General features: G+C 66.2%; 21 protein-coding genes and 1 tRNA gene. 10 read left to right on the plus strand and 12 right to left on the minus strand.

Annotated elements, in window-relative coordinates:
- Nucleotides 1–31 precede the first annotated feature (31 nt).
- Together tig and FHY50_RS05785 are read right to left on the minus strand one after the other, a co-directional pair.
- Entirely contained in the window at nt 32–1,687 is a 1,656-nt protein-coding gene (tig, locus tag FHY50_RS05780) for a trigger factor (RefSeq protein WP_140047563.1), read from the minus strand.
- Between the two features lie 72 nt (nt 1,688–1,759).
- A tRNA-Leu gene (locus tag FHY50_RS05785) sits at nt 1,760–1,844 on the minus strand.
- Between the two features lie 122 nt (nt 1,845–1,966).
- On the opposite strand from FHY50_RS05785, the gene FHY50_RS05790 reads away from it, so the two are divergent.
- A complete protein-coding gene (locus FHY50_RS05790) occupies nt 1,967–2,185 on the plus strand; it encodes a hypothetical protein (protein WP_140047564.1) in 219 nt (72 codons plus the stop codon).
- 23 nt (nt 2,186–2,208) lie between these two features.
- Nucleotides 2,209–2,415, plus strand: a complete 207-nt coding sequence (locus FHY50_RS05795) for a hypothetical protein (protein WP_140047565.1) — start codon at nt 2,209–2,211, stop codon at nt 2,413–2,415.
- Between the two features lie 8 nt (nt 2,416–2,423).
- On the opposite strand, the gene FHY50_RS05800 is transcribed toward FHY50_RS05795, so the two are convergent.
- The 6 genes from FHY50_RS05800 to gatC are packed head-to-tail and all read right to left on the minus strand — an operon-like array spanning nt 2,424 to nt 7,008.
- On the minus strand, nt 2,424–3,029 hold the full coding sequence (locus FHY50_RS05800) for a peptidylprolyl isomerase (protein ID WP_140047566.1): 606 nt from the start codon (nt 3,027–3,029) through the stop codon (nt 2,424–2,426).
- Nucleotides 3,029–4,522, minus strand: coding sequence for an Asp-tRNA(Asn)/Glu-tRNA(Gln) amidotransferase subunit GatB (gene gatB / locus FHY50_RS05805; protein ID WP_140047567.1), 1,494 nt, complete (start codon nt 4,520–4,522; stop codon nt 3,029–3,031). Before gatB ends, FHY50_RS05800 begins: the two co-directional genes overlap by 1 nt.
- Nucleotides 4,515–4,928, minus strand: a complete 414-nt coding sequence (locus tag FHY50_RS05810) for a type II toxin-antitoxin system VapC family toxin (protein ID WP_166745512.1) — start codon at nt 4,926–4,928, stop codon at nt 4,515–4,517. The genes gatB and FHY50_RS05810 overlap by 8 nt, the downstream gene beginning before the upstream one ends.
- A complete protein-coding gene (locus tag FHY50_RS05815; RefSeq protein ID WP_140047569.1) occupies nt 4,925–5,203 on the minus strand; it encodes an AbrB/MazE/SpoVT family DNA-binding domain-containing protein in 279 nt (92 codons plus the stop codon). Before FHY50_RS05815 ends, FHY50_RS05810 begins: the two co-directional genes overlap by 4 nt.
- A 36-nt stretch (nt 5,204–5,239) precedes the next feature.
- Nucleotides 5,240–6,721 (minus strand): Asp-tRNA(Asn)/Glu-tRNA(Gln) amidotransferase subunit GatA, encoded by a 1,482-nt coding sequence (gene gatA / locus FHY50_RS05820; RefSeq protein WP_140047570.1) that lies wholly within the window; start codon nt 6,719–6,721, stop codon nt 5,240–5,242.
- Nucleotides 6,721–7,008, minus strand: a complete 288-nt coding sequence (gene gatC, locus FHY50_RS05825) for an Asp-tRNA(Asn)/Glu-tRNA(Gln) amidotransferase subunit GatC (RefSeq protein WP_140047571.1) — start codon at nt 7,006–7,008, stop codon at nt 6,721–6,723. The genes gatA and gatC overlap by 1 nt, the downstream gene beginning before the upstream one ends.
- A gap of 142 nt (nt 7,009–7,150) precedes the next feature.
- Here gatC and FHY50_RS05830 point away from each other — a divergent pair, with 142 nt between their 5' ends.
- Nucleotides 7,151–8,278 carry a DUF3089 domain-containing protein gene (locus FHY50_RS05830; RefSeq protein ID WP_140047572.1) on the plus strand — a complete coding sequence of 376 codons (1,128 nt, stop codon included), beginning with the start codon at nt 7,151–7,153 and terminating at the stop codon, nt 8,276–8,278.
- Nucleotides 8,279–8,319: 41 nt separating this feature from the next.
- Complete coding sequence (gene ruvX, locus FHY50_RS05835) at nt 8,320–8,781, plus strand: Holliday junction resolvase RuvX (protein ID WP_140047573.1); 462 nt, start codon at nt 8,320–8,322, stop codon at nt 8,779–8,781.
- Between the two features lie 13 nt (nt 8,782–8,794).
- On the opposite strand, the gene FHY50_RS05840 is transcribed toward ruvX, so the two are convergent.
- Both FHY50_RS05840 and FHY50_RS05845 read right to left on the minus strand, forming a co-directional pair.
- Nucleotides 8,795–10,030, minus strand: a complete 1,236-nt coding sequence (locus FHY50_RS05840) for an RNA polymerase sigma factor (protein ID WP_140047574.1) — start codon at nt 10,028–10,030, stop codon at nt 8,795–8,797.
- A 10-nt stretch (nt 10,031–10,040) separates the two neighbouring features.
- On the minus strand, nt 10,041–10,403 hold the full coding sequence (locus tag FHY50_RS05845; protein WP_244935303.1) for a YciI family protein: 363 nt from the start codon (nt 10,401–10,403) through the stop codon (nt 10,041–10,043).
- Between the two features lie 196 nt (nt 10,404–10,599).
- Here FHY50_RS05845 and FHY50_RS05850 point away from each other — a divergent pair, with 196 nt between their 5' ends.
- The 3 genes from FHY50_RS05850 to FHY50_RS05860 all read left to right on the plus strand — a co-directional run bounded on the left by FHY50_RS05850 (nt 10,600) and on the right by FHY50_RS05860 (nt 13,857).
- Nucleotides 10,600–11,442, plus strand: coding sequence for an oxygenase MpaB family protein (locus tag FHY50_RS05850; RefSeq protein ID WP_140047576.1), 843 nt, complete (start codon nt 10,600–10,602; stop codon nt 11,440–11,442).
- Between the two features lie 205 nt (nt 11,443–11,647).
- Nucleotides 11,648–12,637, plus strand: a complete 990-nt coding sequence (locus FHY50_RS05855) for an aspartate carbamoyltransferase catalytic subunit (RefSeq protein WP_140047577.1) — start codon at nt 11,648–11,650, stop codon at nt 12,635–12,637.
- On the plus strand, nt 12,634–13,857 hold the full coding sequence (locus tag FHY50_RS05860) for a dihydroorotase (protein WP_140047578.1): 1,224 nt from the start codon (nt 12,634–12,636) through the stop codon (nt 13,855–13,857). Before FHY50_RS05855 ends, FHY50_RS05860 begins: the two co-directional genes overlap by 4 nt.
- Here the strand turns inward: FHY50_RS05860 and galU are convergent.
- Complete coding sequence (galU, locus tag FHY50_RS05865; protein WP_140047579.1) at nt 13,854–14,723, minus strand: UTP--glucose-1-phosphate uridylyltransferase GalU; 870 nt, start codon at nt 14,721–14,723, stop codon at nt 13,854–13,856. The genes FHY50_RS05860 and galU overlap by 4 nt on opposite strands.
- Nucleotides 14,724–14,830: 107 nt before the next feature.
- On the opposite strand from galU, the gene wecB reads away from it, so the two are divergent.
- From wecB to FHY50_RS05880, 3 genes are all read left to right on the plus strand, one after another.
- Entirely contained in the window at nt 14,831–15,964 is a 1,134-nt protein-coding gene (wecB, locus tag FHY50_RS05870) for a non-hydrolyzing UDP-N-acetylglucosamine 2-epimerase (RefSeq protein WP_140047580.1), read from the plus strand.
- Nucleotides 15,948–17,246: a UDP-N-acetyl-D-mannosamine dehydrogenase gene (gene wecC / locus FHY50_RS05875; RefSeq protein ID WP_140047581.1), complete on the plus strand. Its 1,299-nt coding sequence runs from the start codon at nt 15,948–15,950 to the stop codon at nt 17,244–17,246. The genes wecB and wecC overlap by 17 nt, the downstream gene beginning before the upstream one ends.
- A 117-nt stretch (nt 17,247–17,363) precedes the next feature.
- Nucleotides 17,364–18,146 carry a metallophosphoesterase family protein gene (locus FHY50_RS05880; protein ID WP_166745513.1) on the plus strand — a complete coding sequence of 261 codons (783 nt, stop codon included), beginning with the start codon at nt 17,364–17,366 and terminating at the stop codon, nt 18,144–18,146.
- On the opposite strand, the gene FHY50_RS05885 is transcribed toward FHY50_RS05880, so the two are convergent.
- Complete coding sequence (locus tag FHY50_RS05885; protein WP_166745514.1) at nt 18,147–19,127, minus strand: M48 family metallopeptidase; 981 nt, start codon at nt 19,125–19,127, stop codon at nt 18,147–18,149.
- Nucleotides 19,128–19,252 lie beyond the last annotated feature (125 nt).

Raw genomic sequence — 19,252 nt, forward strand, 5'->3', positions numbered from 1 at the left:
TTGAACCTTCTCCCCAAAGGAGAGGGGCGTGTTACTCCGCGGCCGCTTTCTTCTTGGCAGGCGCCTTCTTCTTGGCCGGCGCCTCACTGACCGTGTCGTCCTTGCTGGCGGCGGCGGCCTTCTTGGCAGCAGGCGCCTTCTTGGCCGGAGCCTCCTCGCTCACCGCCTCGGCCGGAGCAGCAGCCTTCTTGGTTGCGGCCTTCTTCTTGGGCTCGGCAACTTCCGCCGGCGCGTCCGGCTCGGCCGGCTCGACATCCTTGGCGGTCGTCTTCTTGGCAGCCGCCTTCTTCTTGGTAGGCTTGGCGGCGGGCTCGTGATCATGCCCGCAATCCGGTCCGTGGACGTGCGGGACCATGCCCTCCTCGCTCTCGATCGCGGCTTCCAGCTCCTCGCGGCTGACTTCGCGCTCGGTCACCTCGGCCTTTTCGAACAGGAAGTCGACGACCTTGTCCTCATAGAGGGGTGCGCGCAGCTGCGCCGCCGCCATCGGCTCGGACTGGACATATTGCATGAACCGCTCGCGCTGATCCTGCGGGTACTGCTGTGCGGCCTGCGCGACCAGCCGGTTCATCTCGGCCTGGCTGACTTCGACGCCGTTCTGCTGCCCGATTTCTGACAGCAGCAGGCCCAGCCGCACGCGCCGTTCGGCGATCGCGCGATATTCGGCGGTCTCGCCTTCGAGTTCCTTGAGCGCCGCGGCCGGATCCTCCTCGCGCTGGGCTTCCTGCTGCAACTGCGCCCAGATCTGGTTATATTCGGCTTCGACCATGCCCTCGGGCACCGGGAAATCATGCCCCGCCGCCAGCTGGTCGAGCAATTTGCGCTTCATGTAGGTGCGCGTCAGCTGTCCGGTTTCGCTCTCGATCTGCCCCTTGAGCAGGCCGCGCAGCTGTTCGAGGCTTTCCAGCCCCAGCCCCTTGGCAAGCTCGTCGTCGATCTTGGTTTCGCCCGCGATCCGCACGTCCGTGATCTTGAGGTCGAACGTCGCCGGCTTGCCCTTGAGCGTCTCGACGCCGTAATCGTCGGGGAAGGTGACGTTGATCTGCTTCTCGTCACCCTTCTTGACGCCGACGATCTGGTCCTCGAAGCCCGGGATCAACCGGCCCGATCCGATCTCGATCGACATGCCCTCGCCGGTGCCGCCCTCGAACGGCACGCCGTCGACCTTGCCGACGAAATCCATCACCACCAGGTCGCCGGTCTTCGCCTTGTGCTTGGCGGGGGCGTCGTCATACTGCTTGTTCTGCGACGCGAGCTGCGCGATCTGCTCGTCGACCTTGGCGTCGTCGGCGGACACGATCAGCCGTTCCAGCTTCAGCCCCTCGATCGACGGCGTCGGCACGTCGGGCAGGATTTCCAGCTCGACCTTGACCTCGGCATCCTTGCCGCTGGCATAGCCGTCGGCCAGTTCGACCGAAGGCTGCATCGCCGGCCGCAGGTTGTTGTCGGCCACCAGCTTTTGCACGCCCGACTGGATTGCGGTGTTGAGCGCATCCTGCGCGATGGCCTCGCCGTGCATCTTGCGCACGAGGTTCGCGGGCACCTTGCCCGGCCGGAAACCGGGCATCTTGATCTGCGGCGCGACGCGGCGAACCTCGGCATCAACCTTCTTGTCGATGTCCTTGGCGGTGATCGTGATCGTGTAGGCGCGCTTGAGGCCCTGGTTCAGCGTCTCGACAGTCTGCATTCTCGCTCGCGCTTTCCTGATAGTGGAAATGGAATCATTGGTGCGGCCTCCGCCCGCAAAGCCGGGCGGAGCTGGTGCGGGCGAAGGGACTCGAACCCCCACATCTTGCGATACTTGGACCTAAACCAAGCGCGTCTACCAGTTCCGCCACGCCCGCTGAAAGGACACCGTCGGTCGGCGGCGTCTATAGCAGTCATGGGCAGTTGGGCAAGACGCCGAAATCGGCGTCCCGCGCAACGTCCGGCGCGGCAGCGCGTTGATGCGGCGAAGGAGACGTCCATGCCCGTCGAACCCCCGATCCCCGAGCGGCCGAGCGAACCCGGCCAGCCGACCACCCCGCCCGACGAAGCGCCGCCGCATCCCGGTCAGCCCGGCAACCCCGGTACGATGCCCGATGCCCCCCCACCCGAGATCTCGCCCCCCGCCCCTGATATCGACGTGCCCGACCCGATGCCCGGCGGCGACCCCGGCATCGCGCCGGGCCAGCCGGTGGCGTGAACCCGTTTGCAAAGGACCGCGACATGACCGACCCCGATCCGCATCCCGACAGCCTGCCAGCCGCCGACCATGACGATCGCAGCGACATCGAGCGCGCGGTCGAAGGCGAGAATCGAGACATCGAGAACGTGCAGGGTGGCGACACCTCGCCGCTCGAACCCAGCGGCGTTCCCGATGGCGTCGGCGGCACGGGCGGGGTAACCAAGAACCAGGACCGCGACGCGCAATAAATTTCGGCTCAGTCTTCCCCGACCCGCCGCGCGCGCACGACCTTGACCGGTGCGGCGGGCATCTCGCCCTTGAACGCGCCCTGTGTTGCCTTGGTGGGGTCGATCGGCGTGTCGAGAATCTTGACCAGCACGTCGCGCCCCTCGACGATCCGGGCAAAGGCTGCGTAGCCCAGTTTGTCCGCAGGCGCGTTGCCCGCATCCATGCCATAGCTGTTGTCGCCGACCATGATCGTGAATTCGCCCCGCGCGCTGCCGGCTTCCAGCCGTGCGACCGACAACACTCCGTCGGTGTGCGACAGGCCGGTCGCGCTGGTCGGCTCGTGCGCGATCGGCGGAAGGGTCTTCTTCGGGTCACCGAGCGCGCCGAACTGCACGAAGCCGAATTCGGGCTGCACCTTCACCACCCGGTAGAAGGTCACGCCGTCCAGCTTCTTCTCATCGACATAGCGCAGGAAGTTCTTCCCCGTGATCGGCGCCTTGTCCGTGTTAACCTCGACCGTCATCGTTCCGGCAGTCGTCTCTATTGCGACGCGCGGCAGGCTGGTTGGCGGCGCGTCCTGCGCTGCCACCGGCGCCGCGAACAGTGCGGCCAGCACTGCGACGATCGACCGCATCAGCCCAGCGCCTTTTTGAGCAGATCGTTGACGACGCCCGGATTGGCCTTGCCGCCCATCGCCTTCATCGTCTGGCCGACGAAGAACCCGAACAACTTGTCCTTGCCGCCGCGATATTCGGCGACCTTGTCGGGGTTCGCTTCCAGCACCCTGGCGATCTCCGCTTCGATCGCACCGGTGTCGCTGGTTTGTTTCAACCCGCGTTCCTCGACGATGGCACCTGCGCCCTGCCCGGTTTCGAGCATGATCTCGAACACCTGCTTACCCAGCGTGTTGGAAATCGTGCCGTCGGCGATCAGCGCCAGCAGTTCGGCGCCCTGCGCTGGCGACACAGGCGAGGTCTCGAGGTCTTTGCCCAGTCGGTTGAGCGCGCCGAACAGGTCGGACATCACCCAGTTCGCCGCCGCCTTGGCCGACACGCCGTCGCCGCATTCGGCCAGCAACGCCTCGAACCAGTGCGCGGTATCGGCTTCCGCCGTCAGCACTGCCGCATTGTACGGCGACAGGCCCAGTTCGGCGACGTAGCGGTGCCGCTTGGCATCGGGCAATTCGGGCAGGCTGGCCCGGCATTCGTCGAGAAACGCGTCGTCGAGTTCGAGCGGCAGCAGATCGGGATCGGGGAAATAGCGGTAGTCGTGCGCGTCCTCCTTCGACCGCATCGAGCGCGTCTCACCGCGATCGGGATCGTAGAGCCGCGTCTCCTGGACGATCTTCCCGCCCGCTTCGAGCACGTCGACCTGGCGCTGTGCCTCATGCTCGATCACCGCCATCACGAAGCGGACCGAATTGACATTCTTGGTCTCGGTACGGGTGCCGAATGCGTCGCCCGGCTTGCGCACGCTGACATTGACGTCGGCGCGCATCGATCCTTCCTCCATATTGCCGTCGCATGACCCCACATAGCGCAGGATCGAGCGCAGCTTGCGCACATAGGCGCCGGCTTCGGCCGGAGAGCGCATGTCGGGACGGCTGACGATCTCCATCAGCGCGACGCCCGACCGGTTGAGGTCGACATAGCTGCGCGTGGGATGCTGGTCGTGCATCAGCTTGCCGGCGTCCTGCTCGACATGGATGCGTTCGACGCCGACATCCTTGGTGACGGCGTCGGGATCCTTGTCGTCGAGGCTGATCGCGATCGTCCCCTCGCCGACCAGCGGGTGGTAGAGCTGGCTGATCTGATAGCCTTGCGGCAGATCGGCGTAGAAATAATTCTTGCGGTCGAACCGCGACCATTTGTTGATTGCCGCATCGATCGCCATACCGGTGCGCACCGCCTGGCGAATGCATTCGCGGTTTGGCACCGGCAACATCCCCGGCATCGCCGCGTCGACCAGCGACACCTGCGTATTGGGCTCAGCCCCGAACCGCGTGGATGCGCCCGAGAACAGCTTGGCGTTCGACGTCACCTGGGCATGGACCTCAAGGCCGATCACGACCTCCCAGTCGCCGGTCGCGCCGTGGATGCGGTAGGTGGAAGCGTCGGTGTCAGCCATGAGGATGCGTCTCTGGAGTAATTAGGGTGAGTTCGGGAAAATATCGATCTAACCTGCGGTCGCGTGTCATCAGTGCGGCGCCAATGTAGGCGGCATGACCGCCGATCAGAAAGTCGGCAAGGATCGTATCGCGCGCGCCACCGCGTTGACGATAAAGTTTGAATGCCTGACCGGCGCGCCAGGCAGCAACGTCGTCGATCGGCCAGCTTTCGATGCCAATGTCGGAGAAGTATTCCGATTGTTCATCGACCGTCCGAAAACGTGAAGCCGTTTCGGCTCGAATTATCAGGTTGATCCCAAACGTCTCACTATCGGCGAATGCCTCCATCGACGCCCGCGCCCAATCGCCCTCCGCCGAGCCGATTTCGATCAGGTCGATGACAACGTTCGAATCCAGCAGGATCAAGGCAATGGTTCACGAAAGTCGGCCATGTAGTCGTCGGTGCTCTGACCCGTCCTTAAATGCCGGTACTTCTCTGCCGCAGAATCGATCCGCGCCCGCATCGCCTCGCGGCGACGCTTGCGTTCCTCAATTCCCAGCGACCCCTTTCGAATGACGGCCTCTTCGCCCCCGCGCCAGTCGATCTCAACCGGCTCTCCGGCTCGCAGGCCGAGTGCGTCGCGCACGTCTTTCGGGATCGTGACTTGCCCTTTGACAGTCAAATTGGTCATCTTGCTCATGGTACAGGTAATACCATAGCGGGTATTACCTGTCTATTACCACCACACTTCCGGCCGCGCTGCAAAGCCGGCGCGTTGTTCGATCGCCAGCCCGGCGTTCAGCACGCCCTGTTCGTCGAGCGGTCGTCCGATGATCTGCAGCCCTAGCGGCAAGCCGGCCGCGTCTAGGCCGCCCGGCACGCTCATCGCCGGCAGCCCGGCGAGTGATGACGGCACCGTGAACACGTCGTTGAGGTACATCGCCAGCGGATCGGCGACCTCGCCCAGCGCGAACGCCGCCGATGGCGCCGTCGGCGTGAGCAGCACGTCGCACGTCTCCCACGCCTTTTCGAAATCCTGCGCGATCAGCGTCCGGACCTTTTGCGCCTGGGTGTAATACGCATCGTAATAGCCTGCCGACAGCACATAGGTGCCGATCAGGATGCGGCGCTTGACCTCGGGTCCGAACCCGGCCGCGCGCGTCGCGGCGTACATGTCCTGCAAATTGGCGCCGTCGGGCAGTTCGCGCTGCCCGTAGCGTACGCCGTCATAGCGCGCGAGGTTCGACGACGCTTCGGCAGGCGCGATGATGTAATAGGCCGGCAGCGCGTATCTGGTGTGCGGCAGCGACACCTCGACGATCTCGGCTCCGGCGTCGCGCATCCACTCGATGCCCTGGCTCCACAGCGCCTCGATCTCGGCAGGCATGCCATCGACCCGATACTCCTTGGGAATGCCGACCCGTTTGCCCGCCATCGATGGCGACAGTCCGGCCTCCCACTGCGGCACCGCAAGCTCGAGCGACGTCGCGTCCTTGGGATCGAACCCGGCCATCGCCTCCAGCATGATCGCACAGTCGCGCACGTCGCGCGCCATCGGCCCCGGCTGGTCGAGGCTCGACGCGAACGCCACCACGCCCCAACGCGAGCAACGGCCATAGGTCGGCTTGATCCCCGAAATGCCGGTGAACGCGGCGGGCTGGCGGATCGAGCCACCGGTGTCGGTGCCGGTCGCCGCCGGGCACAGCCGCGCCGCGATCGCCGCCGACGATCCGCCCGACGATCCACCCGGCGCCAGCGCGGCATTGCCGCCGTCATTGCGCTTCCAGGGCGAGATCACATTGCCGAAGAAGCTGGTCTCGTTCGACGAACCCATCGCGAACTGGTCGAGGTTGAGCTTGCCGAGCATCCCCGCCCCGGCGTCCCATAGCTTGCCGGAAACCGTCGATTCATAGGTCGGTACGAAGCCTTCCAGAATGTGGCTGGCCGCCGTCGTCTGCACGCCTTGCGTACAGAACAGGTCCTTCATCCCGATCGGCACACCCGCCAGCGGCGCCAGCACCTCGCCCGCGGCGCGCGCCGCATCGGCGCGCTTTGCGGCGGCGACTGCGTGGTCGGGGGTTTCGACGATAAACGCGTTGAGCGCCTTGGCCTTGCTTACCGCGATGACAAATGCGTCGGCGACGTCGCGCGCCGAGAACGCGCCGCTGCGGACGCCGTCGCGGATCGCCGCGACGCCCAGATCGGTCAACTCGGTCATTATTCGATCACCTTGGGCACCGCGAAAAAGCCGTGCTCGGCCTGCGGGGCGTTGGCCAGCACCAGGTCGCGCACGTCACCATCGGTGACCACGTCGTCGCGTAGCCGCAGCCTGTTGGGGATCACCGCGGTCATCGGTTCGACGCCGGCACAGTCGACTTCGCCCAGCTGCTCGATCCAGCCGAGGATGTTGGACAGGTCGGGCGCGAGGCGCGCCGCCTCCTCCGGGGTGATCGCGATCCTGGCGAGGCTCGCGATACGCTGCACGGTTGCGGGTTCCACAGACATGGCAGCGCGGCTAGCACCCGGTTTCGACCGCTTCAAGCGTCCAGCCGCCCCCGCCCACGGTTGCGCCATCCGCATCCATGTCGCACGGGAGCGAAATTGCCGCCCGGCAGTTTATGCTGCATTGCACAATGGAGAGCCGCACTTGGCCCGCAAGTTCCTCTATGTCGTACTGGTATTGATCGTGCTCGCCATCGCTTCCGCCTTTGCCTATCGCTATTTCGGCGCGCAGATCCTGCGCCAGACGATGGTGCCCTCGGCCGCGTTCCAGGCGCAGCCGGCGATGCCCCGCACCACCTATGCCGATGCCGATATGTGGATCGCTCGCCCCGACAAACCGAACAATCCGGCACTGTGGGTCCCTGAGGGGTTCGCCGCCGCCGAAAGCCCGCCCGCCGCGGTGTTCTTCGTCCACCCGACGTCGTATCTCGAGCGGGCGCAGTGGAATGCCCCGCTCGACAATGCCGAAGCCAACAACCGCGCGGCGATCTTCCTGCGCGGCCAGGCATCGGCGTTCAACGAAGTCGGCGCGATCTGGGCGCCGCGCTATCGCCAGGCGACGTTCGGCGCGTTCCTTACGAGCGAGGATAGCGCGAAGCAGGCGCTCGGCCTCGCCTATCGCGACGTGCTTGCCGCGTTCGACCAGTTCCTCGTCGAGGTCGGCCCCGATCGCCCGATCATCCTTGCCGGGCACAGCCAGGGGGCGCTGCACCTCACCCATCTGCTCAAGGATCGCGTCGCCGGCCAACCGCTCGCACAGCGCATCGTCGCGGCCTATGTCGTCGGCTGGCCGGTTTCCAAATCCGCCGACCTCCCCGCGATGGGGCTGCCCGAATGCGCCGCCGCCGACCAGACCGGCTGCATCCTGTCGTGGCAGAGCTTTGCCGAACCTGCCGACCCGTCGCTGATCCTCGACACGTTCGACGCCACATCGGGCTTTACCGGCGTCTCGCGCGCCGGGACCGCGATGGTATGTACCAATCCGCTGACCGGCACGCCCGACACCGCCGCGACCGCCGACGTCAATCTGGGCGCGCTGTTCCCGTCGAGCGACCTGACCAGCGCGACGCTCGAGCCCGGCCGCGTGCCTGCGCGCTGCGAGGGGCGCGGGCTGCTGATGATCGGATCGGGGCCGGAGATGGGACCCTATGTTCTGCCGGGCAACAATTACCACGTGTTCGACTACAGCCTGTTCTGGGCGAACGTCCGCGCCGACGCGGCCCGACGAATGGCGGCGTTCGCGGGCATGACCCCGGACGGTGCCGGAACATAGCGCTCGACTCCGCCGCCTGCGCGCGGAAGGAAGAGCGGGCCATGATTACCGCCGATCGCACTCCCTTTCGCCAAGCCCTGCCCGGCGGCGGCCGGTTGCTCGGCCTCGATGTCGGCACCAAGACCATCGGTACCGCGCTGTGCGACGCGGGCTGGACCTTCGCCAGCCCGGCCCCGCTCATCCGCCGCCGCAAGTTCACGCAGGACAAGGCCGATCTCGTCGCGCTCATCGCTGCGCAGTCCGTGCGCGGCCTGGTCATCGGACTGCCGCTCAACATGGACGGCAGCGATTCGCCCCGGACCCAGTCGACCCGCGCCTTCGCCCGCAACTGCGAGGATATCGCCCTGCCGATCCTGCTGTGGGATGAACGCTGGTCGACCATCGCCGTCGAGCGCGTGATGATCGAACAGGACATGAGCCGCGCCAGACGTGCCGAGCGGATCGACTCGATGGCGGCGGCGCACATCCTCCAGGCCGCGATCGACGCGCTGGTTGCCGGGTGAGGGCTCGCGCATCTCAATCGCGGTGACGATAGGCTCCGTCGAGCAGGAACCGGCGGATCGCCGGATCAGACGTGAGCCCGGCAGCGATCGCGGCTGAACGTTCGGCTTCAATGGCGTCGCCCGCAAGCGAGGCAATCCGGGCCCGGGCCGCCCACCAGGGTTGATAGCCCTCGATCCCTTCGATTGCGTCCAGCATGCCAAGCGCTGCGACCGCGTTTCCGCACTCGGCATGCGCCACGGCGCGTGCCGACAATGCCCCGGCCGTCGGAGCGAAACCCGCCAGCACGTCATACAGACGCGCGAGCGGATACGCGAAGCGCTCCCCGGTCAGGCGCTGTTGGACATGCAGCGACTGGATCGCTGCTTCGGTCTGGAACCGCCCCGGCCGCGCCTTTGCCGCGGCGTCGCGCAACAGCGATTCCGCTTCCCGCAACTTTGCCGGTTCCCAAAGGCTGGTATCCTGCGAAAGAAGCGGCACGAACTCGCCATCGGCGTCGCGGCGCGCGGGCCGGCGCGCCTCGCAATAGAGCATCAGCGCCAGCAGTCCGATCGGCTCGGGTTCGTCGGGCAGCAGTCTGACCAGCACGCGGGCGAGCCAGATGGCTTCGTCAGCCAGACCTGCCAGCCTGCCATCCGCCCCCATCACATCGTCCCAGGCCGTGCCATAGGCGGCATAGATGGCGGACAGCACCGCCTCGATTCGCTCGGCTAGGTCGGAGGCGTCGGGCACCCTGAAAGCGATTCCGGTATCCCGGATCCGCCGTTTGGCACGCACCAGTCGCTGTCCCATGCTGGCCGGCGATATCAGATAGCTTGCTGCGATCGTCGCGGCGTCGACCCCAAGGACCGTTTGCAGCATCAGCGGTGCCTGTACTTCAAGCGCGATCGCCGGGTGCGTGCAGGCAAACATCAGTTCCAGCCGCCGGTCGCTCCACCCCGGTTCGCCAGCGATTGCCCGCTCCGCATGCAACAGCAGGACGGTTTGAGCGCCCCGGACTGCCGTTCGGTCGCGTTCGGCGCTGCGACCGGCGCGGCGACGCGCGACGGCGATTAGCCAACCCAGCGGGTTGCCCGGGACGCCGTCGCGGGGCCATTGCTCGAGTGCGGCGGCAAAGGCGTCGGCCAGCGCGTCCTCGGCCGACGCGATATCTCCGCTTCTTGCTGCGACGATCGACAGCAGCCTTCCGTACGACGATCGCGCCGCCGCTTCGGCATCGCCTGCCGCGGTCCGGCGCGATCGCCCGTTCATCGCCGCGCGCTCAATGGACGGGAGCGGGCAGCACTGGCCGGATTTCGACCGACCCAGCAGTGGCGCAGGGCGCGCGCGATGCCCATTCGAGCGCGCTGTCGAGATCGGGGACATCGATGATCACATATCCGCCCAGCATCTCCTTGGTATCGGCAAAGGGGCCATCGGCGACATGCCGCCGGCCTTCGCCAACCCGCAGCGTGGTCGCCGTTTCGGGCAGTTGCAGCCCGTTGCCACTGACCATCGCTCCACTTTGCGCGATGGCGCCCATATACGCGGTCCACCCTCCCCAATAGGCGGCGGCTGCTTGCGGATGGTCGCGCTTGGCCATCTCGGCAGCGGTTTCGTTGAACATCAGCATATAGTGCATCATTGGTTCCTTTGCGTCGATCCGCGCGGCTTACAAGAGGCCGCGCAAGCGATAGCGAAACCGCTCATATCGATGTGCGATGGACGGGCGCGGTTCAGACCGCGCGACTGAAAAAATTTGTGGCAGCGATTCGGCGCGCGACAGCGCCCCGGCCACCCGCGCAGTTGGGAACTCCCGGATGCAACCTATCTGTCATCCGATGCCGACCCCTTCCCTTGCCGCTCCCGTCCGCCGGGTCATCATCCGCGAAGTCCGCGCGCTGTTCAACGACAGCGCGCGGGGGCAGAAGCCGGTGCCGCGGTCTGACAATGCGCTGTTCGCGCCGACCGACGTGACGTGGCGCGTCCACGGCGACGTTATCGCGATGCTCGCCGGCGGCGTATCGTCGCTGCTCCTTCAGATGCTTCATCCCAAGGTGCTCGCGGGCGTGTGGGACCATTCGAACTTTCGCGCCGACATGCACGGCCGCCTGCGGCGCACCGCGCGGTTCATCGCGCAGACCACCTATGGCGATCGCGATGACGCCATGGCGGCGATCGACCGCGTGCGCCGCATCCACGACCATGTCGGCGGCACGCTTCCCGACGGCAGCGCCTATCAAGCCAGCGACCCGCATCTGCTCGCCTGGGTCCACGTCACCGAAACCAGCAGCTTCCTGAACGGCTGGATCCGCTATGGCGAGCCGCGCATGTCGCGCATCGACCAGGACCGCTATTTTGCCGAAGTGGCGCGGATCGGTCAGGCGCTCGGTGCCGATCCCTTGCCGACGACGCGCGCGCAGGCGTACAAGCTGATCGCGTCATACCGCCCCGAACTGATCGTCGATGCCCGCACGCGGGAGGTCCAGCGCATCCTGCTGGCCCAGCGCGCGCCACGCCTCGTCGCCGAACCGTTCCAGGCGATGGCGATGCGGGCGGGGATCGACCTCCTTCCCGTCTGGGCACAGCGGATGCACGGACTGGAAGCAGGCATGCTCACCGCGCCGCTCGTCCGCGCCGGGACTGGCGGGATCGCACGGACGCTGCGCTGGGCCTTTTCCTGATTGCGAAACCGCTGTCCTACAGCGCTCCTGCGTGCTTTATGCCTGGCATGAATCGCGCAGCCGCCGTCTCTACCCGCACCGCCTTCTTGAACTGCGCTGCGAACCGGAGAAAGCCGTGCGACACTCTCCACTTTCTCCACTTTACCGGCCATCCAGTGCTCAAATGGTTGTCGCTTCGCAAAGCCGCGGCTAATCGGCGCGCTTGATGCAGGCGTCCGATCACAGCCCGTCCGCGGTCCTCAAGGGCCGCGAGGCGTTTCCGCACCGGCACCTGACCGGCATCTCCGGCCTTCAGCCGCACGAGATCACCTTCCTGCTCGACGAGGCCGAGCAGTGGGTCGGGGCCAACCGTGCACATGCCAAGAGCGACAAACGGCTCGAGGGGCTGACGATCATCAACGCGTTTTTCGAGAATTCGACTCGCACCCTCCTGTCGTTCGAGATCGCGGGAAAGCGGCTTGGCGCCGACGTCGTCAACATGCACGCCGCGCAAAGCTCGGTGAAAAAGGGCGAGACGCTGATCGACACCGCGATGACGCTCAACGCGATGCGCGCCGACGTCATCGTCATCCGCCACGGCAGTTCGGGCGCGGTGCAGCTGATCGCCGACAAGGTCGCCTGCCCGGTGCTCAACGCCGGTGACGGGCGGCACGAACACCCCACCCAGGCATTGCTCGACGCGCTGACGATCCGTCGGCGGCGCGGGTCGATCGCCAACCAGCGCGTCGTCATCTGCGGCGACATCCTGCACAGCCGCGTTGCCCGCTCGAATATCCTCGCGCTGACGGCGCTCGCCGCGGAAGTGCGGGTCGTTGCTCCGACCACGCTGATGCCTGCCGCGATCGAGCGGATGGGCGTCACTCCGTTCACCGATTTCGATGCGGCGCTGGCGGGCGCCGACGTCGTGATGATGCTGCGGCTGCAGAACGAACGTATGTCGGGCGCCTTCATCCCCTCGACCCGCGAATATCACCTGCGCTACGGACTCACGCCGGAACGGCTCGCGCGCGCAGCCCCCGATGCTCTGGTGATGCACCCTGGTCCGATGAACCGCGGCGTCGAGATCGCCTCGAGCGTGGCCGACGATCCCGCCCGCTCGGCGATCACCGAACAGGTCGAGATGGGCGTCGCGGTGCGCATGGCCTGTCTCGACATCCTGACCCGAAGCGCGCGCGGCGTGGAGGGTTGGGCATGAAGACGCTGCTGCACAACGCGGTTCTGGTCTGTCCGAACGGCGGCGAACGCCCCGGCAGCCTGCTGATCAAAGGCGATGCCATCGCCGGGGTCGGCACGCTCGATGCACCGTCCGACGCGGTGGCCGTCGATTGCGGCGGCAAGCTGCTGGCGCCGGCGATCGTCGATCTGGGGGTGTTCGCCATCGACAAGCCGGCTTTCGCGGCCGGCGGCATCGTTCGCGCCGCACTGATGCCCGACCAGTCGCCGGTGCTCGACGATCCCGGCATCGTCCAGCGCGCCGCCGCGATCGGCAAACCCGAATTGTGGGTCCACCCGCTGGCGGCGGCAACGCGCGGCGTCGGCGGCAGCGACCTCGCCGAGATCGCAATCCTGCGCGATGCCGGCGCGCGCGCCGTCGCCACCGGGCGCCACGCGATCGCCGATGCCGGGGTGATGCGCAAGATCCTGGCCTACGCCGCTGATTGCGGAATGGCGGTGATCGCGCATGCCGAGGACACGGCGCTGACGGCGGGTGCTGTTGCGACCGAAGGCGAGACCGCGACCCGGCTGGGCCTTGCCGCCGCCCCGGCGCTTGCCGAGGCGCTTGCCGTTGTGCGTGACCTGATGCTGGCCGAGGAGACCGGCGCGCGGCTGCATTTTCGCCAGGTCACCACCGCCGCCGCGTTCGACCTGATCCGCGCGGCCAAGCGTCGCGGCGTCAAGGTGACCTGCGGCATCACCCCTGCCCATCTGGTGCTCAGCGATATCGCGATGACCGATTTTCGCACCTTCGCGCACCTGTCCCCGCCCCTGCGCGGTGAATCGGATCGACAGGCGGCGCGCGCCGCGATCGCCGACGGCACGATCGACGTGCTGACCTCGGGGCACGACCCGCGCGGACCCGAGGAAAAGCGCCTGCCCTTCGCCGATTCGCAGCCCGGCGCTGCGGGAGCCGAGACGCTGCTCGCGCTGGCGCTCGGGCTGGTGCGCGATGAATTGTTGCCGCTGGATCGGCTGTTCGCGCTGCTTGCCCGCAATCCGGCGCAAGTGCTTGGAATAGAGAGCGGAACATTGACACAAGGCGCTCCCGCCGACCTCATTCTGATCGATCGGGATGCACCGTGGCGGATCGACGCCGACGCGATGCGTGCCAAAGCGGGCAATACCCCGTTCGACGGCCTGCCGGTTCAGGGCAAGGTCGTGCGAACCTTCAAGGGTGGTGTCGAGATCGCATTCTAGGTCAGTAGTTTTGCGGCAAAGTCACGCACGTCCCCGCCGATGTCGCTGCGCGCCAGCGCCAGCGCCAAATTGGCCTTCACGAACCCGGCCTTGTCGCCGCAATCGTAGCGATCGCCGTCGAAGGTGTAGCCATGGAACGGCTGCTTGCCGATCAGCTGCGCCATCGCATCGGTCAGCTGGATTTCGCCGCCCGCGCCGGTGGTGGGATTGTCGAGGATGCGCAGCACCTCGGGTTGGAGGATATAGCGCCCGGGCGTCATCAGATTGGACTTGGCGGTACCGCGCTTCGGCTTCTCGACGACCTCGAGCACCTCGGTGACGCGCCCATCCCTCCTGCCCGGCGTGATGATGCCGTATTTGTCGGTTTCTTCGGGCGCCACTTCGAGCGCGCCGATGACGTTGCCGCCATGCTCGGCATAGACCTCGACCATCTGCGCCATGAAGCCGGGCGTGCCGACCATCAATTCGTCGGGCAGGAACACCGCGAAGGGCTCGTCGCCGATGATGTCGCGCGCGCACCACACGGCATGGCCGAGCCCGAGCGGTTCCTGCTGCCGCACATAGACCGGCGAGCCCGGCTTCTGGCGGATATTCTCGATCGCGGCGAGGCTCTTGCCGCGGCTGCGCATCGTGTCCTCGAGTTCGTAGGAGACATCGAAATGATCTTCGAGCGCGCCCTTGCCGCGGCCGGTGACGAAGATGATCTGCTCGATTCCCGCCTCGAGCGCTTCTTCGACTGCATATTGGATCAGCGGCTTGTCGACGACGGTAAGCATCTCCTTGGGCATCGCCTTGGTCGCGGGGAGGAAGCGCGTGCCGAGCCCGGCAACCGGAAACACGGCCTTGCGCAGCGGCTTGATCGACATGGAATTTCCCCTCTTCGTGAACGGCGCCGACCTAGTCGTTGCGCAGCAGTAGCGCAAATCGGGCTCGGCTTAGTGCGGTCTTAAGCCCCGTCCGCTATGTCCCGCGCATGACCGACCGTCCCCGCATCCTCGTCATTTTCGGTACCCGCCCCGAAGCGATCAAGCTGTTCCCCGTGATCGCGGCGCTGCGCGCCGATACCCGCCTCGACGTGCGCGTCTGCGTCACCGCGCAGCATCGCGGGTTGCTCGACCAGGTGTTGTCGATCGCGGAGCTCGTGCCCGACATCGACCTCGACCTGATGGAGCCGGGCCAGAACCTCGACCGCCTCACCGCGCGGCTGCTGACCGGGCTCGGCGAGGTCATGGATGCCGAGCGTCCCGACCGCGTGCTTGTTCAGGGCGACACCGCCACCGCAATGGTCGGCGCGCTCACGGCTTATTACCGCAAGACCCCGGTGGGGCATGTCGAGGCGGGGCTGCGTTCCGGTGATATCTACCAGCCTTGGCCGGAGGAAGTGAACCGCCGCATCGTCGCGCCGATCGCCGACCAGCATTTCGCGCCGACGCAGACGTCTGCCGATGCGCTGCGCCGCGAGAATATCGATCCAGCGACGATCCATGTCACCGGCAATACCGTCATCGACGCGCTGCATGCCACCCGGAAGCGAATCGCCGCCGATCCGTCGATGGCTGCCGGCCTTGATCCGCTCATGCAGCGCTTTGCAGGCAAGCGCCTGATCCTCGTCACCACGCATCGCCGCGAGAATTTCGGCGACGGGATGGAGCAGATCGCCCGTGCGATCGGACGCATCGCCGACCGCGACGACACCGCGATCCTGTTTCCGATCCATCCCAACCCCAATGTCGTATCGGTGATGGACGCGATGCTTGGCGACCGCAGCAACGTGGCGCGCATCGATCCGCTCGATTATCCCCATTTCATCCGCGCGCTCGAGATGGCGCACATCGTGCTGACTGATTCGGGCGGCGTTCAGGAGGAAGCCCCGGCGCTGGGCAAGCCGGTGCTGGTGATGCGCGACACCACCGAGCGCCCCGAGGGCGTCGCCGCGGGCACCGCGCGGTTGGTCGGGCCGCGCGAAGACCGCATCGTTTCCGAAATCTTCACCCTGCTGGACGATAGCAATGCCTATTCGGCCATGGCGCGCGCCCACAATCCGTTCGGCGATGGCAAGGCTGCAGAGCGGATTGCAAGGGTCGTCGCGAATGGTTTCGGATTCTGAGCTGAAGGTCGTTGTCCTGGGGCTCGGCTATATTGGGCTGCCCACCGCCGCGGTGATCGCGCGCACCGGCGCCAGGGTGCTCGGCATCGACGTGCACGAGCATGTCGTCGAGACCGTCAATTCGGGCAAAGTGCATATCGAGGAAGTCGACCTCGACGGACTGGTATCGGGCGTGGTCGCGCGCGGCCATCTGCGTGCCTCGACCCGGATCGAGCCCGCGGACGTCTTCGTGATCGCCGTCCCCACCCCCTTCGACGCGGACCACGCGCCAAATATCGGCTATGTCCTGCAAGCCGCGACGACGATCGCCACCGTGCTCAAGCCGGGTGACGTCGTCATCCTCGAATCAACGTCACCGGTCGGAACCACCGACAAGGTGCGCGACATGCTGTCGCAGCTGCGCCCCGACCTCAAGGTCCCGGGCCGCACCGGCGAAAGCGCCGACATCGCCATCGCCTATTGCCCCGAGCGGGTGCTTCCCGGCCGCATCCTCGTCGAGCTGATCGACAACGACCGGGTCATCGGCGGGATCACCCCGCGCTGCGCGCGCAAGGCACTGCAATTCTATCGCCGCTTCGTCCGCGGCGCCTGCGTCACCACCACCGCGCGCGCGGCGGAAATGACCAAGCTTACCGAGAATGCATTTCGCGACGTCAACATCGCCTTCGCCAACGAACTGAGCCGCGTCGCCGACACGCTGGGCGTCGATGTCTGGGAAGTAATCCGCCTCGCCAACCGCCACCCGCGCGTCAACATCCTGCAGCCTGGCCCCGGTGTCGGCGGGCATTGCATCGCCGTCGATCCGTGGTTTCTCGTCCACGGTGCCCCCGACGACACGCCGCTGATCCGCACCGCGCGCGAGGTCAACGACGCCAAGACCGACCATGTCATCGCCAAGGCGATCGCGATGATTGAGGCGATGCCGGGCGTTCCCGTCGCGTGCCTCGGCCTCGCGTTCAAGGCGAACATCGATGATTTCCGCGAAAGCCCCGCGCTGAAGGTAGCGCTCGCGCTGGCGCACCGGTTCGGCGAGCGGGTGCGCATCGTCGAGCCCTACGCCGCCGCGCTGCCCGACGCCTTTCTGGGAACCGGCGCAGCACTGATCGACATCGATGCGGCGATTGAGCGCTGTCCGATCTTCATCGCGCTGGTCGATCACGACGTGTTCAAATCGGTGCCGCTCGATGAGCGCGTGGACAAGCACGTGTACGATACGCGCGGCATCTGGCCGGATCAGCCGCGATCGGCTTTCCACGGCGCAGCGTTTCGGCTCGCCGGATAACTAACGTCCAGGCCGCCGATTGGACAGCGGCATCGCATGCGGGTATGTGCGCGCCCTGCCTGGCCAAGCGTCCAGGAACAAAATCGATCCTTGTCGCTTCCACATGCCTTGATCGCCATGAAATTCCTGTTTCGCAAACCTCCCGTCGCGTATCGAGACTTTGCCGCTGCACCGGGCGAGCGGATTTATGCCATTGGCGACGTCCACGGTTGCATCGATCAGCTCGACGATCTGCTCGCGAGGATCGCTGTCGACGACGCGGCCCGACCCGCCGCCAGCACCAGTGTCATCTTTCTCGGCGACCTGATCGATCGCGGCCCGGCCTCGGCGACGGTTGTCGAGCGCGTGATCGGGCTTGCGCAGGCCAGCGACCGCGTGAAGCTGATCCTGGGCAACCATGAAGAGATATTTCTCGAGGCGGCCCGCGGCAAGGCAAGTGCGGCCAAGTCGCTGCTTGCGATCGGCGGCTATGCCACGCTCGCAAGCTACGGAATCACCTCCGAAGAAGCCGATCACGGCAGTTTCGAAGATCTGGCGGCGACCCTGCTTCAGCGGATTCCGCGAAGCCACGTCGATTTCCTTGCGCGCGGTCGCCAGTCGATCCGTTCCGGAGACTATCTCTTCGTTCATGCCGGCATCCGCCCCGGCCGGGCGCTGGATGCACAGAATGTGCGCGACCTGCGCTGGATTCGCGAGCCGTTCCTGTCGGCTGTTCGCAATGATGGCATGATGGTGGTGCACGGCCACACGCCAACCCGCGACGTCGACATCCGCGAGGACCGCATCGGCGTCGATACGGGCGCCTATATGAGCGGGACGTTGACCGCGATCGGCATCGAGGGGCGCGAGCGATGGTTTTTGACCGCCAGCGGTCAGCAGGCCAACCTCGCCGCCGAATAGTCAATCTAGCGGCATATCGCGCGTAGTTAGCAGTTCGGGCATGATTGGCCGCGCCTCGATTTGAGCGATTGCTGCAGCTTCGCGCGCCAGCATTGCCGCTCGCTGCCGTGCATTCATATGGGTGCCGCTGGCCAACAGCCCGCCGCCGACGCGCCGCCCGGCCCCAAGCCAAAAGCGCTGGGCGGCGCGAGGATCATACCCGGCATTGGCCATCAGATAGGCGCTGAGACGGTCAGCCTCGATCTCGGTCTGACGCCACAGCCGCCGGTTTCTGCCGAACTCTCGAAATAGTCCCCGTGCGACGCCCGCTCGAGTGAGGCGATCGGGGTGATCGAGAACGATGTGGGCGAACTCATGCGCCACGACCGCGGCCAGCTGATCGTCCTCGGGCAGGCGATTCATCAACTCCGTGGTCACCTGGATCGTCTGACCATCGGTGCCGGCATTGTCGGTGGCCGATACCTGGGCCTCCACTCTCCCGGCGCAAATGCGCTCCGTGGGAATTCGCAGCGTGCGCTGCCGGCCGCGATCGGCCAGGCTCACGTCGACCGAACCACCGCTTCCAGCCTGTTCGATCGTGCGCAGCGCCTGTTGCACGGTCGTCGCGCTGCGCACGTTGGCGGCGGCGATGTGCGTCAGCGAGCTGGTGTCGGGGATATCGAATGCCGCCGCGGGACTGCCTGGCAGCACACCCTCGACACCGATCGCAGCCTCAAAGCCGAACAGCTCGGCCGCGGCCTCCTCGTATTGACCCAGATACGCAGAGCGAGAGTGCAAGATCAGGCCGGTCGCAGGAACCAGCGTCTGGCACAGCGCGGCATTCGCTTTTGCGATGCGATAGAAGATGCCGGCCAACCGCAGATCCGCCGCTTGCAAGGCTCGAAGATCGGACTTGCGATCGAGGCCTGTCCCAGGTGCCGCTGCCGGCTTCAGCGGACGCGGCTCCGCAATGCCGGGAATCACGGTCAGTGTTGCTGCCACGCAACACAAGCGGAGTATCATTCGGCCCGTCCAACGCATCGACGCGGTTCTAGCTCGCGCGAAGGGGAATGCCAGTGGCTGCATCGCGGCAGATTTGCGGCGGCACGTGGAAGCGAGATGTCGAA

Origin of the sequence: Sphingomonas japonica (assembly GCF_006346325.1) — a bacterium.
In the GTDB taxonomy this organism is placed as follows: Bacteria; Pseudomonadota; Alphaproteobacteria; order Sphingomonadales; family Sphingomonadaceae; genus Sphingomonas; species Sphingomonas japonica.

Excerpts from the sequence above, each read along its gene's own strand:
- tig (WP_140047563.1), bottom strand. The coding sequence starts at position 1,687 with ATGCAGACTGTCGAGACGCTGAACCAGGGCCTCAAGCGCGCCTACACG.
- FHY50_RS05790 (WP_140047564.1), top strand. The coding sequence starts at position 1,967 with ATGCCCGTCGAACCCCCGATCCCCGAGCGGCCGAGCGAACCCGGCCAG.
- FHY50_RS05795 (WP_140047565.1), top strand. The coding sequence starts at position 2,209 with ATGACCGACCCCGATCCGCATCCCGACAGCCTGCCAGCCGCCGACCAT.
- FHY50_RS05800 (WP_140047566.1), bottom strand. The coding sequence starts at position 3,029 with ATGCGGTCGATCGTCGCAGTGCTGGCCGCACTGTTCGCGGCGCCGGTG.
- gatB (WP_140047567.1), bottom strand. The coding sequence starts at position 4,522 with ATGGCTGACACCGACGCTTCCACCTACCGCATCCACGGCGCGACCGGC.
- FHY50_RS05815 (WP_140047569.1), bottom strand. The coding sequence starts at position 5,203 with ATGAGCAAGATGACCAATTTGACTGTCAAAGGGCAAGTCACGATCCCG.
- gatA (WP_140047570.1), bottom strand. The coding sequence starts at position 6,721 with ATGACCGAGTTGACCGATCTGGGCGTCGCGGCGATCCGCGACGGCGTC.
- gatC (WP_140047571.1), bottom strand. The coding sequence starts at position 7,008 with ATGTCTGTGGAACCCGCAACCGTGCAGCGTATCGCGAGCCTCGCCAGG.
- ruvX (WP_140047573.1), top strand. The coding sequence starts at position 8,320 with ATGATTACCGCCGATCGCACTCCCTTTCGCCAAGCCCTGCCCGGCGGC.
- FHY50_RS05840 (WP_140047574.1), bottom strand. The coding sequence starts at position 10,030 with ATGAACGGGCGATCGCGCCGGACCGCGGCAGGCGATGCCGAAGCGGCG.
- FHY50_RS05845 (WP_244935303.1), bottom strand. The coding sequence starts at position 10,403 with ATGATGCACTATATGCTGATGTTCAACGAAACCGCTGCCGAGATGGCC.
- FHY50_RS05850 (WP_140047576.1), top strand. The coding sequence starts at position 10,600 with ATGCCGACCCCTTCCCTTGCCGCTCCCGTCCGCCGGGTCATCATCCGC.
- FHY50_RS05855 (WP_140047577.1), top strand. The coding sequence starts at position 11,648 with ATGCAGGCGTCCGATCACAGCCCGTCCGCGGTCCTCAAGGGCCGCGAG.
- FHY50_RS05860 (WP_140047578.1), top strand. The coding sequence starts at position 12,634 with ATGAAGACGCTGCTGCACAACGCGGTTCTGGTCTGTCCGAACGGCGGC.
- galU (WP_140047579.1), bottom strand. The coding sequence starts at position 14,723 with ATGTCGATCAAGCCGCTGCGCAAGGCCGTGTTTCCGGTTGCCGGGCTC.
- wecB (WP_140047580.1), top strand. The coding sequence starts at position 14,831 with ATGACCGACCGTCCCCGCATCCTCGTCATTTTCGGTACCCGCCCCGAA.
- wecC (WP_140047581.1), top strand. The coding sequence starts at position 15,948 with ATGGTTTCGGATTCTGAGCTGAAGGTCGTTGTCCTGGGGCTCGGCTAT.
- FHY50_RS05880 (WP_166745513.1), top strand. The coding sequence starts at position 17,364 with ATGAAATTCCTGTTTCGCAAACCTCCCGTCGCGTATCGAGACTTTGCC.